The sequence below is a fragment of the Streptomyces sp. NBC_01433 genome (assembly GCF_026340105.1).
Taxonomy (GTDB): Bacteria; Actinomycetota; Actinomycetes; order Streptomycetales; family Streptomycetaceae; genus Streptomyces.
In genome coordinates this window covers 84,954-99,066 of sequence record NZ_JAPEPM010000001.1, presented here as the reverse complement: position 1 = coordinate 99,066, position 14,113 = coordinate 84,954, and the positions used below count along the sequence as shown (strand labels likewise).

General features: G+C 68.6%; 10 protein-coding genes. 7 read left to right on the top strand and 3 right to left on the bottom strand.

Annotated elements, in window-relative coordinates; all coding sequences use genetic code 11:
- Positions 1-14: 14 nt before the first annotated feature.
- The 4 genes from OG413_RS00405 (at position 15) to OG413_RS00390 (ending at position 6,678) form a co-directional block, all read left to right on the top strand.
- The gene (locus OG413_RS00405; RefSeq protein ID WP_266802217.1) at positions 15-1,904 is read left to right on the top strand and encodes an IucA/IucC family siderophore biosynthesis protein; all 1,890 of its coding nucleotides are present in this window, start codon (positions 15-17) and stop codon (positions 1,902-1,904) included.
- A gap of 80 nt (positions 1,905-1,984) precedes the next feature.
- On the top strand, positions 1,985-2,704 hold the full coding sequence (locus OG413_RS00400; RefSeq protein ID WP_266802215.1) for a GNAT family N-acetyltransferase: 720 nt from the start codon (positions 1,985-1,987) through the stop codon (positions 2,702-2,704).
- Between the two features lie 60 nt (positions 2,705-2,764).
- A complete protein-coding gene (locus OG413_RS00395) occupies positions 2,765-4,657 on the top strand; it encodes an IucA/IucC family siderophore biosynthesis protein (RefSeq protein ID WP_266802213.1) in 1,893 nt (630 codons plus the stop codon).
- A gap of 50 nt (positions 4,658-4,707) precedes the next feature.
- Positions 4,708-6,678, top strand: coding sequence for an ATP-dependent DNA helicase (locus OG413_RS00390; RefSeq protein ID WP_266802211.1), 1,971 nt, complete (start codon positions 4,708-4,710; stop codon positions 6,676-6,678).
- Between the two features lie 122 nt (positions 6,679-6,800).
- Here OG413_RS00390 and lexA read toward each other — a convergent pair whose 3' ends face one another.
- Positions 6,801-7,598, bottom strand: coding sequence for a transcriptional repressor LexA (lexA, locus tag OG413_RS00385; RefSeq protein WP_073721923.1), 798 nt, complete (start codon positions 7,596-7,598; stop codon positions 6,801-6,803).
- Between the two features lie 499 nt (positions 7,599-8,097).
- On the opposite strand from lexA, the gene nrdR reads away from it, so the two are divergent.
- Both nrdR and OG413_RS00375 read left to right on the top strand, forming a co-directional pair.
- On the top strand, positions 8,098-8,610 hold the full coding sequence (gene nrdR, locus OG413_RS00380; protein WP_266802208.1) for a transcriptional regulator NrdR: 513 nt from the start codon (positions 8,098-8,100) through the stop codon (positions 8,608-8,610).
- Between the two features lie 165 nt (positions 8,611-8,775).
- A complete protein-coding gene (locus OG413_RS00375) occupies positions 8,776-11,673 on the top strand; it encodes a vitamin B12-dependent ribonucleotide reductase (RefSeq protein WP_266802206.1) in 2,898 nt (965 codons plus the stop codon).
- A 327-nt stretch (positions 11,674-12,000) separates the two neighbouring features.
- Here the strand turns inward: OG413_RS00375 and OG413_RS00370 are convergent, their stop codons facing one another.
- Complete coding sequence (locus OG413_RS00370; protein WP_266802204.1) at positions 12,001-12,537, bottom strand: TerD family protein; 537 nt, start codon at positions 12,535-12,537, stop codon at positions 12,001-12,003.
- Between the two features lie 248 nt (positions 12,538-12,785).
- Here OG413_RS00370 and OG413_RS00365 point away from each other — a divergent pair, with 248 nt between their 5' ends.
- Positions 12,786-13,391 (top strand): YdbC family protein, encoded by a 606-nt coding sequence (locus OG413_RS00365; protein ID WP_266802202.1) that lies wholly within the window; start codon positions 12,786-12,788, stop codon positions 13,389-13,391.
- On the opposite strand, the gene OG413_RS00360 is transcribed toward OG413_RS00365, so the two are convergent.
- The gene (locus OG413_RS00360; protein ID WP_266802200.1) at positions 13,392-14,090 is read right to left on the bottom strand and encodes a TetR/AcrR family transcriptional regulator; all 699 of its coding nucleotides are present in this window, start codon (positions 14,088-14,090) and stop codon (positions 13,392-13,394) included.
- Positions 14,091-14,113: the final 23 nt, after the last annotated feature.

Genomic DNA, 14,113 nt, shown 5'->3' with positions numbered 1-14,113 from the left:
CAAGGAAGACCGCCGTGAACCCCACCCACGCATCCGAGGCCGACGGCCCTCTGTCCCACCCGCACCGAGGGCAGGACGGGCCGGCCTGCCCCGGCACGGTCGAGGCGGTGACGGTGCCCCGCCAGAAGGCCGCACCCCGCAGAGACCTCCGCACCCCCACGGGCGCTCCGGGCAGCTCCGCACCGGCGGATCTCCTGGACCACCCGGACCCGGTCCGGGCCGCCGAGGCGGCGGGCGCCGAGAACCTGCTGCGGTGCTGGAGCCGGGAGAACGACCTGCCCCGCCCCGACCGCGACACCCTGCGCATTCCCCTTCCCGCCACCGGCACCGCCCTGCTCGTGCCCGTCCTCTACTGGTCCGCCACCGGAGCACACCGCTTCGGGGCACCGGTCCTGGAAAGCGCACCCGAGCACGGCCCGGCCGTCGACGCCGTCACCGTCGCGGCACTCCTCGGCCGTGAGGCCGGCAGCCACGGGGGTGCCGACCTGGTGGCCAGGGTCGCCGACTCGGTACGCCACACCTCCGAGTTCATCGCCCAGCGGCGGCGTACCCCGGAAGCTCCCGCCGAGGCCGACCTGTTCCTCACGGCCGAACAGTCCCTCCTGCTGGGCCACCCGCTGCACCCGACTCCCAAGAGCCGCGAGGGTCTCTCCGAGTCGGAAGCGCGCCTCTACTCACCGGAGCTGCACGGCTCGTTCCCGCTCCACTGGATCGCAGTGGACCGGTCCGTGCTGGCCACCGAATCCTCCTGGACCGACAACGGCAGCCCGGTGTCCGCCGAAGCGCTTCTGGCCACCCACACCGACGGACTGCGCCTCCCCGAGAACACCGCGGCGCTCCCGCTGCACCCCTGGCAGGCCGCCGAACTGCACCGCCGCCCGGACGTGTCCGCGCTCCGGGAAGCGGGGCTGCTCCACGACCTCGGCCGACACGGCGAACGCTGGCACCCCACCTCCTCCATCCGCACCGTGCACCGGCCCGGCGCGAACCTGATGCTGAAGCTCTCCCTCGGCGTACGCATCACCAACTCCCGTCGCGAGAACCTCCGCAAGGAGCTGCACCGCGGCGCGGAGGTCCACCGCCTGCTCGGCACCGGGCTGGCCGCACAGTGGCAGCGGGCCCACCCCGGTTTCGACATCGTCCGCGACCCCGCCTGGCTCGCCGTCGACAGCATGGACGGCCTGCCCGTACCCGGTCTCGACGTCATGATCCGCCACAACCCGTTCGGGCCGGACGACGACGCCGTGTGCATCGCCGGACTCACCGCACAGCGCCCCTGGCCGGGCCGCACCCAGGTGAGCTCCCGGCTCGCGGAGATCGTCTCCCGCCTAGCCACGCGCACCGGGCGGACGACCGGAGCCGTCAGCGCCGAGTGGTTCCTGCGCTATCTCGACCGTGTCGTACGCCCCGTGCTCTGGCTCGACGCCACTGCCGGGGTGGCGCTGGAAGCCCACCAGCAGAACACGCTGGTACTGCTCGACCCCGAAGGCTGGCCCATCGGAGGCCGCTACCGGGACAACCAGGGCTACTACTTCCGTGAATCCCACCGTGCCGCGCTGGAACAGCGGCTCCCCGGCATCGGCACCGTCAGCGACACCTTCGTCTCCGATCCGGTCACCGACGAGCGCTTCGCCTACTACCTCGGCATCAACAACGTGTTCGGACTCATCGGCGCCTTCGGAGCGCAGCAGCTCGCCGACGAGCAGGATCTCCTCGCCGCCTTCCGCCGCTTCCTGACCGATGCCGCGGCGATGGGCTCGCCCCTGCCCACGTACCTCCTTCAGACGCGGCAACTGCGCTGCAAGGCCAACCTGCTGACCCGGATGCACGGTCTCGACGAGTTGGTGGGACCCGTCGACACCCAGTCCGTCTACGTCTCCATCGCCAATCCCCTGACCACTTGAGCCATCACGTCCCCGAGCCGTCGCGCCCCTGTGCCACGGGGGAATCCGACTGACCGAACCCAGGAGAGGAGAGCGCCACCGTGCCTCCCGCCGATGCGCACACGGAGCCCGGCCCCGCCGAGGCACCCGTCACCAGCGCCGAGGACACCCTCGACCTGAGGCTCTCCGAAGAACTCCTGGCCCTGTTGGGCGACGACGTGAGAGCGGCCGAGGTACGGTCGGCCGCCTCCGATCTGCTCGGGGATCCCGCCGGCTGGCGCCCCGTCACCACATCCGTGGGGGTGTTCCAGCTGGTCCCGGTGCGACTGGACCGCGACCTCGCCGTGCTCAGCCGCTGGATGAACGACCCGGCGGTCGCCGCGTTCTGGGAACTCGCCGGATCCGATGCCGTCACCGCCGAACATCTCCGGCCACAGCTCGAAGGCGACGGACGCAGCATCCCCTTTCTGGGAGTGCTCGACGGCCTGCCCATGAGCTACTGGGAGATCTACCGGGCGGACCTGGACCCGCTGGCGCGCCACTATCCGGCCCGGCCTCATGACACCGGCGTCCACCTCCTCATCGGAGGCGTGAACAACCGGGGCAGGGGCGTCGGCGCCACCCTGCTCCGCGCCGTCGCCGACCTCGTACTCGATCACCTTCCCCTGTGCGCACGCGTTGTGGCGGAGCCGGACCTGCGCAACACGCCCTCCGTAGCCGCATTCCTGAGCGCCGGCTTCCGCTTCTCCGCCGAGGTCGAAATGCCCGCCAAACGCGCCGCCCTGATGATCCGTGACCGAACGCACCGTGCCCAGCTGTGAACAACTCGCCGTATTGCCCAGACCGCTCGAACCCCATCGGTTCCACCCGGAGGAGTCCCCGTGCCGAAATACCCTGCGAGCCATGAATCAGCCGAATCCCACGGCCTGCTCAGGACCCCGGAGCTGAACCGGACGGTCTGGGAGCGGGCGGCAGCCCGGCTGCTCGCGAAGATGCTCGGCGAATTCGCTTATGAAGAGATCATCGAACCGGTTCAACGGCCCGGGGAAAGCGATACCTACGCGGTGCCGCTCGACGACGGCGGAGTCGTGAGCTTCCGGGCGGACCGTGGTGTCTACGGCAGCTGGCGCGTCATCCCGGATTCGATCCAGGTGTGCGAAGGGCCGTCCAGGACCGGGCCCTCCGGCGCCCCCCGAGGCCGGTCCGCAGGGCCTTCCGGTGAACCGCGAGCCCGGACGCGGCCGTTCCGGGATCCGCTCCAGTTCCTCACCCGTGCCCGCTGTCTCCTCGGACTCGACGGTGCCACGCTCGGCCATCTCATCCGTGAGGTCACCACCACACTGGCGGCCGACTCCCGTCTCGATCACACCGCTCTCACCGCTGACCGCCTGGCCGAGCTCGACTACGCCGAGCTCGAAGGGCACCAGACCGGTCACCCGTGGCTCGTCGCCAACAAAGGGCGCCTCGGTTTCTCCGCGGAGGACACCGCCCGGTTCACCCCGGAGACACGGCGAGCGGTACGTCTGCCCTGGATCGCCGTCAGCACCCGCATCGCGGGATACCGGGGGGTGACGAGACTGGCCACTCCCGAGCGCCTCTACGCCCAGGAACTCGACGCCCCCGTCCGCGCGTCCTTTGTCGCCGAGCTCAGCTCGCGCGGCCTCGACCCGCAGGAGTATCTGTACCTCCCGGTGCACCCCTGGCAGTGGAACGAATGGATCGTTCCACTCTTCGCCCCGGCCATCGCGGACGGGGACATCGTCGCGCTGCACGCCGACGACGACGCCAGGCTGCCGCAGCAGTCCATCCGTACGTTCTCCAACGTGGGTCGACCCGACCGGCACACGGTCAAACTGCCGCTGTCGATCCTCAACACGCTCGTATGGCGCGGTCTGCCGACGGAGCGCACCCTCGCCGCGCCGGCTGTCACCGCCTGGGTTCAGGGCCTGTGCGACGCCGATCCGTTTCTGCGCGACACCTGTCGCATCATCCTTCTCGGTGAGGTCGCTTCCGTGGCCGTCGAGCACCCGTTGTACGACCATCTCCCCGAGGCGCCGTACCAGTTCAAGGAGATCCTCGGCGCGATCTGGCGAGAGCCCCTGCCGCCTCGGCTGGCACCGGGCGAACGGGCCCGCACCCTGGCCTCACTGCTGCACACGGACCCCCACGGCCGCGCGTTCACGGCCGAGCTGGTCGACCGGTCCGGACTGACGCCGACCGTGTGGCTCACCCGGCTGTTCGCCGCTCTGGTGCCGCCGCTGCTGCATTTCCTCTACCGCTACGGAACGGTGTTCTCCCCGCACGGCGAGAACACCATCGTCGTCTTCGATGAACAGGACGTCCCCGTACGACTCGCGATCAAGGACTTCGTCGACGACGTCAATGTGAGTGCCTTGCCGTTGCCGGAGCACGATTCGATGCCCGAGGATGTACGGAGCGTCCTGCTGACCGAGGAACCTTCCTTTCTCACCCAGTTCATCCACTCCGGTCTCTTCATCGGGGTCTTCCGCTATCTGTCCCCCCTGTGCGAGGAACAGCTGGGCGTGCCGGAGGGTGAATTCTGGTCACTTGTCCGGGCGGAGATTCTTCGTCATCACGCCCGGTTTCCCGAGCTCAAGGATCGGTTCGAGACGTTCGACATGCTCACCCCGGAGATCGAGCGCCTCTGTCTCAACCGTAACCGTCTGCTTGTGGACGGTTACCGTGACCGGCCTCAGCGTCCGCACGCGGCCATCCACGGCACCGTTCCCAATCCGCTCCACCCCGCCGTATGAGGCCGGGAGTGATCGCCGTTGTCAGTGGTGCGCCGTAGGGTGGTCGGGCTATGACGAAGCCATCTCTCCCCGAGCTCCTCCATGCCGCCGTCACCGCCGTCGGCGGTTCGGAAAGGCCCGGCCAGGCCACCATGGCCGAGGCCGTCGCCGAGGCTGTGGACGACCAATCCCATCTGCTCGTCCAGGCCGGCACCGGCACGGGCAAGTCCCTCGGCTACCTGGTGCCCGCGCTGGCGCACGGGGAACGCGTCGTGGTGGCCACGGCGACTCTCGCGCTCCAGCGGCAGCTCGTGGAACGAGACCTTCCGCGTACGGTCGACGCGCTGCATCCGCTGCTGCGCCGCCGTCCCCAGTTCGCGATGCTCAAGGGGCGCTCGAACTACCTCTGTCTGCACCGGCTCCACGAAGGGGTCCCGCAGGACGAGGAGGAGGGGCTCTTCGACCAGTTCGAGGCGGCAGCACCGTCGAGCAAGCTGGGACAGGACCTGCTGCGGATGCGGGACTGGTCCGACGAGACGGAGACCGGGGACCGGGACGACCTCACTCCCGGTGTCTCGGACCGGGCCTGGGCCCAGATCTCCGTCTCCTCGCGTGAGTGCCTGGGCGCGACCAAGTGCGCGTACGGCGCGGAATGCTTCGCGGAGATGGCGCGTGAGCGCGCCAAGCTCGCCGACGTGGTCGTCACCAACCACGCGTTGCTGGCCATCGATGCCATCGAGGGCGCTCCCGTGCTCCCGCAGCACGAGGTGCTGATCGTCGACGAGGCCCACGAGCTGGTCTCCCGGGTCACCGGCGTCGCCACCGGCGAGCTCACCCCGGGGCAGGTGAACCGCGCGGTCCGCCGGGCGGCGAAGCTGGTCAACGAGAAGGCCGCCGACGCCCTGCAGACCGCGTCGGAGGGGTTCGAGCGGGTCATGGAGCTGGCGCTTCCCGGCCGTCTGGAGGAGGTGCCCGAGGATTTGGGGTACGCCCTGATGGCGCTGCGCGACGCCGCTCGCACGGTGATCTCCGCGCTGGGTGCCACCCGGGACAAGTCGGTCCAGGACGAGGACGCGGTCCGCAAGCAGGCCATGGCCTTGGTCGAGTCGATCCACAGTGTCGCCGAGCGGATCACGCAGGGCTCGGAGTACGACGTCGTCTGGTACGAACGGCACGACCGCTTCGGGGCGTCCGTGCGCGTCGCGCCGCTCTCCGTCTCCGGCCTGTTGCGCGAGAAGCTGTTCGCCGACCGCTCCGTGGTCCTGACCTCCGCGACGCTGAAGCTGGGCGGGGACTTCAACGGGGTGGGGGCCTCGCTGGGACTCGCCCCGGAAGGCACCGCGGGCGACGACGTCCCCCAGTGGAAGGGCCTGGACGTCGGGTCGCCGTTCGACTATCCGAAGCAGGGCATTCTGTACGTCGCCCGGCATCTGGCCACGCCTGGACGGGAAGGATCCCGTACGGACATGCTGGACGAGCTCGCCGAGCTGGTGGAGGCGGCCGGCGGTCGCACTTTGGGCCTTTTCTCCTCGATGCGAGCGGCTCAGGCGGCTGCCGAGGAACTGCGGGGCCGGCTGGACAAGCCGATTCTGTTGCAGGGCGAGGAGACGCTCGGCGAACTGATCAAGAACTTCGCCGCCGATCCGGAGACATGTCTCTTCGGCACTCTGTCGCTGTGGCAGGGCGTCGATGTGCCCGGGGCGAGCTGCCAGCTCGTGATCATGGACCGGATTCCGTTCCCCCGGCCCGACGATCCACTGATGAGCGCGCGCCAGAAGGCGGTCGAGGAGGCGGGCGGCAACGGGTTCATGGCGGTCGCGGCGACCCATGCCGCGCTGCTGATGGCCCAGGGCGCCGGTCGGCTCGTACGGGCCACGGGCGACAAGGGAGTCGTTGCCGTACTCGACCCCCGGCTGGCCAATGCTCGATACGGAAGCTATCTGCGCGCTTCACTGCCTGATTTCTGGTACACGACCGACCGTAACCAGGCCCGACGCTCACTGGCGTCCATCGACGCGGCGGCCAAGGCCGACGGGAAGTAGGCAAGGAGGAGTGGGCCGCCCGCACGCAGCGGCCGGGACCTGCGGCATCGGCCGTCGGGCGGCACAGCAGGGCCCCGGGATCGGCGCAGTGAATCCCGGGGCCCGGTCGGAATCGGCGGGCTTCACACCCGCCGCAGCACCGCGACGACCTTGCCGAGGATGGTCGCCTCGTCGCCGGGGATCGGCTGATACGCGGCGTTGTGCGGGAGCAGCCACACATGGCCGTCCTCGCGCCGGAAGCGCTTGACGGTCGCCTCGCCGTCCAGCATCGCGGCCACGATGTCCCCATTCTCGGCGACGGGCTGACGCCGTACGGTGACCCAGTCGCCGTCGCAGATCGCCGCTTCGATCATCGAGTCACCGACGACCTTCAGGACGAACAGCTCTCCGTCGCCGACCAGCTGGCGGGGGAGCGGGAAGACGTCCTCGACGGACTCCTCCGCGAGGATCGGCCCACCGGCGGCGATCCGGCCCACCAGCGGCACGTACGAAGCGGCGGGCTTGCCCGTCGTGTCCGTCTGCTGGGTGCTGGGCTGATCGGATCCACGGACCTCGTAGGCGCGCGGACGGTGCGGATCCCGTCGCAGGAAGCCCTTGCGCTCCAGGGCCATCAGCTGATGGGCGACGGAAGAGGTGCTGGACAGCCCCACCGCCTGACCGATTTCCCGCATGGACGGCGGGTATCCGCGGCGCTGCACGGAATCCCGAATTACCTCGATCACCCGCCGTTGCCGATCCGTGAGCCCAGAACTGTCCGCACGGATTCCTGGGGGCCGGCCGGGCAATGAGCGCGCAGGGCGCGCGGGCTCTGGCCCCTCCGTATTCGTGACTGAGTCATTCATTGCATGCACCGGCTCAAGTCGGCTCTGGGAGCGGTGGTCCTGGGCAGTGATGGTGGCACTGTCTGCGGTGGTGGTCACGTCGGCCCCTCTCGAATGTTCTCCCTAGCTGGACAACGGTAGTAGCTTTCGAAAGGTTGCGCCAAACACACGTTCGAGTGAAAAACGAATAAAGGCCTGTCGCGGCATTACCGCCAGGTGTATGAGCGGGACGCGGGGTGACCGGCAATTCGGTTCATTACGGTAGCGTCCCCGCGCGCCTCCGGAGCGTACGGGGTGGCTCGCGGGGGTGTCGTTCCAGGGTGTCGAGCGGTGCCCCGGCGTCTCGGTGGCCGGGTGTTTCCCGTACCCTCATGCCTGGCCTGCCCCGTCTTCGGGTCGTCCCGGGCGCACGACACGCGCTAGGGCAGAAAACGCGGCCAAACCCTAGATCTAGTGGTTGGATTACTCCAGCCGCCCAGAAGTTGTGGTCCGGGTTCATCGGGCTCGCGGCCATCGCCTATGCTTGAGCTTGCTTCGAAGGGTCCGTGACGGACCTGAAGAGGCTATTCAGTCGTGCTGTGAAGGAGGGTTGGGAGCCATGCACTGCCCCTTCTGCAGGCACCCCGACAGCCGGGTCGTCGACAGTCGCACCACCGACGACGGCACGTCGATCCGTCGGCGCCGTCAGTGCCCCGACTGCTCCCGCCGCTTCACGACGGTGGAGACCTGTTCGCTGATGGTGGTCAAGCGCAGCGGTGTGACCGAACCCTTCAGCCGTACCAAGGTCATCTCCGGCGTCCGCAAGGCATGCCAGGGGCGGCCCGTCACGGAGGATGCCCTCGCCAAGCTCGGCCAGCGGGTCGAGGAGGCGGTGCGTGCCACCGGCAGTGCCGAGCTGACCACCCATGACGTGGGCCTGGCCATACTCGGCCCCCTGCAGGAACTCGACCTCGTCGCCTACCTGCGCTTCGCGTCCGTGTACCGGGCGTTCAATTCACTCGAAGACTTCGAGGCCGCCATCGTGGAATTGCGCGAGCGGCGGCCCCTCGTGGAGGACTGCGGGAGCCGGGAGACCGTTGAGGTCCCGGCGCCCGCCACTGCCGCCGACTGAGCGGCACCCGCCCGTCCCGTCCGGCAGTGGGCTGCCGGACGGCGACAGGGCAGTACAAGACCTGTTCGCGGATGCCGTACGCGGCGTCCGGAGCATCAGACACACACTGTGTCCCGGGAAGAACTGGGCACTTCAGGGCGTTTTTGCCCACATATGGGAGGCGGCATGACAGAGACGGCGAGCGGCCCGGCACGAGGTTCCCGCACCAAGGGCACCAAGTCGAGCAAGGGTCTGCGTATCGAGCGCATTCACACCACCCCCGGCGTGCATCCGTACGACGAGGTGGCGTGGGAGCGCCGTGACGTCGTCATGACCAATTGGCGCGACGGCTCGATCAACTTCGAGCAGCGTGGCGTCGAGTTCCCCGACTTCTGGTCGGTGAACGCGGTCAACATCGTCACCAGCAAGTACTTCCGTGGGGCTGTCGGCACGCCGCAGCGCGAGACCGGTCTGCGACAGCTGATCGACCGGATCGTGAAGACGTACCGGAAGGCCGGCGAGGACTACAGCTACTTCGCCTCTCCCGCGGATGCCGAGATCTTCGAGCACGAGCTGGCGTACGCCCTCCTGCACCAGATTTTCAGCTTCAACTCGCCGGTCTGGTTCAACGTCGGAACGCCTCAGCCGCAGCAGGTCTCCGCGTGCTTCATCCTGGCCGTCGACGACTCCATGGAGTCGATCCTCGACTGGTACAAGGAAGAGGGCATGATCTTCAAGGGCGGCTCCGGCGCCGGCCTGAACCTCTCCCGTATCCGTTCCTCCAAGGAACTGCTCTCCTCCGGCGGTAACGCCTCCGGCCCGGTCTCCTTCATGCGGGGTGCCGACGCCTCCGCCGGAACCATCAAGTCCGGTGGCGCAACCCGCCGCGCGGCCAAGATGGTCATCCTCGACGTCGATCACCCCGACATCGAGAACTTCATCGAGACCAAGGTGAAGGAGGAGGAGAAGATCCGCGCCCTGCGCGACGCGGGCTTCGACATGGACCTGGGCGGCGACGACATCACGTCCGTGCAGTACCAGAACGCCAACAACTCGGTCCGGGTGAACGACGAGTTCATGAAGGCCGTCGAGTCCGGCGGCAAGTTCGGGCTGCGCGCCCGGATGACCGGCGACGTCATCGAAGAGGTCGAGGCCAAGTCCCTCTTCCGCAAGATGGCCGAGGCCGCCTGGGCCTGTGCCGACCCCGGCATCCAGTACGACGACACGATCAACCAGTGGCACACCTGCCCGGAGTCCGGCCGGATCAACGGCTCGAACCCGTGCAGCGAGTACATGCACCTGGACAACACCTCGTGCAACCTCGCCTCGCTGAACCTGATGAAGTTCCTCAAGGATGACGGCGAGGGCCACCAGTCCTTCGAGTCCGAGCGCTTCGCCCAGGTCGTCGAGCTGGTCATCACCGCGATGGACATCTCGATCTGCTTCGCGGACTTCCCGACGCAGAAGATCGGCGAGAACACCCGCGCCTACCGCCAGCTGGGCATCGGCTACGCCAACCTCGGCGCACTGCTGATGGCGACCGGCCACGCGTACGACAGCGACGGCGGCCGCGCGCTCGCCGGTGCCATCACGTCACTGATGACCAGCACCTCGTACAAGCGCTCCGCCGAGCTCGCCGCGGTCGTCGGCGCGTACGACGGCTACGCTCGCAACGCCGAGCCGCACCAGCGCGTCATGAAGCAGCACTCCGACGCCAACGCCAAGGCCGTCCACGTGGACGACCTGGACGCGCCGATCTGGGCCGCCGCCACGGAGGCCTGGCAGGACGTGATCCGCCTCGGCGCGAAGAACGGTTTCCGCAACGCCCAGGCATCGGTCATCGCGCCCACCGGCACCATCGGTCTCGCGATGTCCTGCGACACCACCGGGCTGGAGCCGGACCTCGCCCTGGTCAAGTTCAAGAAGCTGGTCGGCGGCGGCTCGATGCAGATCGTCAACGGCACCGTGCCGCAGGCGCTGCGCCGTCTCGGCTACCAGCCGGAGCAGATCGAGGCGATCGTCGCCCACATCGCCGACAACGGCAATGTGATCGACGCCCCCGGTCTGAAGACCGAGCACTACGAGGTCTTCGACTGCGCGATGGGCGAGCGTTCCATCTCCGCGATGGGCCACGTCCGGATGATGGCGGCCATCCAGCCGTGGATCTCCGGCGCACTCTCCAAGACGGTGAACCTGCCGGAGACGGCCACCGTCGAGGACGTCGAAGAGGTCTACTTCGAGGCGTGGAAGATGGGCGTCAAGGCGCTCGCGATCTACCGCGACAACTGCAAGGTCGGCCAGCCCCTCTCCGCCAAGACCAAGGAGAAGGAGAAGGTGGCGGTCACCGCCAAGGCCGAGGACACCATCCGCACCGCGGTGGAGAAGGTCGTCGAGTACCGCCCGGTTCGCAAGCGCCTTCCCAAGGGGCGTCCGGGCATCACCACCTCCTTCACCGTGGGTGGCGCCGAGGGCTACATGACCGCCAACTCCTACCCGGACGACGGTCTCGGCGAGGTCTTCCTCAAGATGTCCAAGCAGGGTTCGACCCTCGCGGGCATGATGGACGCCTTCTCCATCGCCGTCTCGGTCGGTCTGCAGTACGGCGTTCCGCTGGAGACGTACGTCTCGAAGTTCACGAACATGCGCTTCGAGCCGGCCGGTATGACGGATGACCCGGACGTGCGGATGGCGCAGTCGATCGTCGACTACATCTTCCGCCGCCTGGCGCTCGACTTCCTGCCCTTCGAGACCCGTTCGGCGCTCGGCATCCACTCGGCCGAGGAGCGCCAGCGTCACCTGGACACCGGTTCGTACGAGCCGTCCTTCGAGGACGGCGAACTGGACGTCGAGAGCCTGGCCCAGTCCGCTCCGCTTCACGTGGAGCCGCTGAAGGCGGTGGCGGCTCCGGTGGAGACCGCTGAGAAGCCCGCCCCGAAGACGGCGCACACCTCGGCCGAGCTGGTCGAGATGCAGCTCGGCATCAGCGCCGACGCACCGCTCTGCTTCTCCTGCGGTACGAAGATGCAGCGCGCGGGCTCCTGCTACATCTGCGAGGGCTGCGGCTCCACCAGCGGCTGCAGCTGATACCGGGCGGAAGCACGTGGGATGCGACATCCGACGTAGCCCGCGCGGGTAGCTGACCAGCAGCTCACGAAGGGGACCGGCCAGCGGCCGGTCCCCTTCGTCGTGCCTGTGACCCGTGGTCTTCAACGCGATTACGGGGCACTGTCCGCTGTTGGCCAGAGTTCGGCCATGCCTTCGCAGGCGACACAGCCGTGCGTCGTCTACGGGGCTCCCCGCCCCGGATCGCGCGGGACCGCCTGTGAGCGGTGCGACGGCCGGTGCCTGGAGTCATGTGGGCCGCGCCGAGGAAACACCGCGCCGAGGACGCATGGCCGGCGCGGCGCCGGATCATGTTCCCGGGGTTCGGTTTCCCATCTCCATGGTGAACGAGTCGGGGTCCCCGTCGAAGCCACGTACGGCCGCATGGAACACCCAGACCCCCGAGCCGTCCCGGATGAACTCCGCGACGACCGCCGCGGTGGCCGACGAGACGCCGGAGAAGTCGTTCTCGGAGAGGGTGGTGTAGCCCTCGCGGATGTGCACCCCGGTGCGCTGTATGTCGCCGAATGTCTTGTGGCCATTGCGCTGTTGGATGGCGATGCCCACGACCACCCGCCCGTACGTCGTCGCCAGCCGGTCCAGCTCGAGGGTCATGGCTTCGTCGAAACCGAGGCCCTGGCCCGTTCTGCTGTCCCGATTCAGGGTGATGGTGCCGTCCGGTGAGCGGCTGTCGAAGTGCACCAGGTACGAGGGGCTGCCGTAGGGCTCTTCGGCTGCGTACGTGGCGGCGATGATGTCGAGGTCATTGGCCGGTTCGCCGCTGTCGCTGGGGTCCCATTTCAGCCGTACTTCGACCTTCTCGATGTCCTTGTTAGGAGTGCTCACAGGACTTCCCTCCTGGCAGTCGGGCCGACGGGCCGCTCTCATCACCCGATCATGTATGTAACTGCCCATGGAACCAACTGCCTTGGCGGCGGACGACGGATTCGAGCCACCCGCGCCGTCTGCGGCGATGCGCTCTCCGCGGTCTCTCCACCCGGCGGCTGGCCACAACGAGGCTTTCGGGCACGTCGATTCAGGGAAGCGTTCCCCGCTGGTGACCCACGACACGTTCGGCGCCGTACGATGGCGCGGTGCTGGTCAAGTGGATTCGCTGCACCGTGGTCGACCGTCATGGCTTCGAGCGGGGGCAGCGAAAGTGGGCGGGGCTGCTCGGTGAGCCGGGATTCAGGGGACAGAGCGGCGGGTGGAGCCGAGGGCGCCCCGAAGTCGCCCATGTGTTCGCGTTCTGGGAGAGCCGTGTCTTCTACGACTCCTTCATGGCCCGTGGGCACGACCGGCTGGCCGCCGCGCAGTCCGGTATGTACCGGGACATGCAGGTGAAGCTCTTCGAGCACCGGTTCGATGTGAAGACCGGCTTTGAGCCGCACTTCGCGGACGCGGACGTCGTCAGAGTGGCCCACAGCCAGGTGCACGAGGACCGTGTCGAGCACTTCGCCCTCATGCAGGAGAAGGTGTGGAATCCGGCGATGGCCGGATCGCCCGGGATGCTGCGTGGCGTGTTCGGAGAAGCTCCGGGGCACGAGTTCCTGGTGCTGTCGATGTGGAAGTCGAGCGCCGAGCGTGGCAAATACCGGGCGGAGGGCGCCGAACGGCTGTCCGTGCGTGCGCAGACCGAGACGGATGTCGCGGCGCTGACCGGAGACGTGGTGCGGCTCGAACCGTCCTGGACGGTGTGATCAGCCCGTGTCGGCGGGAAGCCCGGTGGCTGCGCCGTTCGCGGTGGGCGCCGGTTGCGCCGGCCCGGTGAACACCCCGGCCAGGGCGGCTGCCAGAGCGGCGTCCGCCGACTGATCCGCGAGGCCCTCGCCGACCGGCTCGCGGGTGATGAACAACCGCAGGAACAATGGCGCGGACGCCGCCCGTACGAGCGCGCCCGCGTCGGTGCCGTGGGGAACCTCGTCGCGCTCGACGGCGCGCTGGACCATTTCCTCGCAACGCGCGAACCGCTCGGAGTAGAAGGCGCGCAGCGCGTTCGCCGCCCGCGGCGACTGGAATGCGGCGGCGATGAACGCGGTCGGTGCGGCGGCCTGGGCGGGGTCGCCGAAGGAGTCGGCGGTCTCGCGCAGGAGTGCGCGCAGATCCCCCCGCAGGCTGCCCGTGTCGGGGGGTGTCCAGCTGTCCTCGCCCGCCAGTTCGAGGGCGTCGACGACCAGCCCTTCGACGTTGCCCCAGCGGCGGTACAGGGTTGTCTTGTGCACGCCCGAATGCTCGGCGACGTATTCGACGGAGAGCCCTGGGAAGCCCTGCTCGGCCAGGCCCGTGAGCACCGCGTCGCGCACGGCGGCCCGGGTGCGGGCGGTGCGGCCGCCGGGGCGCCGGCTGCCGGGCGCGGGGTCTGAATCGACCGCCCTCGGGGCGACCTGCTCGTCACTCAATTGCTACTCCTGTTGCGTTAGTG

Coding starts and splice junctions, on each gene's coding strand:
- OG413_RS00390 (WP_266802211.1), top strand. CDS start 4,708: ATGACGAAGCCATCTCTCCCCGAGCTCCTCCATGCCGCCGTCACCGCC.
- nrdR (WP_266802208.1), top strand. CDS start 8,098: ATGCACTGCCCCTTCTGCAGGCACCCCGACAGCCGGGTCGTCGACAGT.
- OG413_RS00375 (WP_266802206.1), top strand. CDS start 8,776: ATGACAGAGACGGCGAGCGGCCCGGCACGAGGTTCCCGCACCAAGGGC.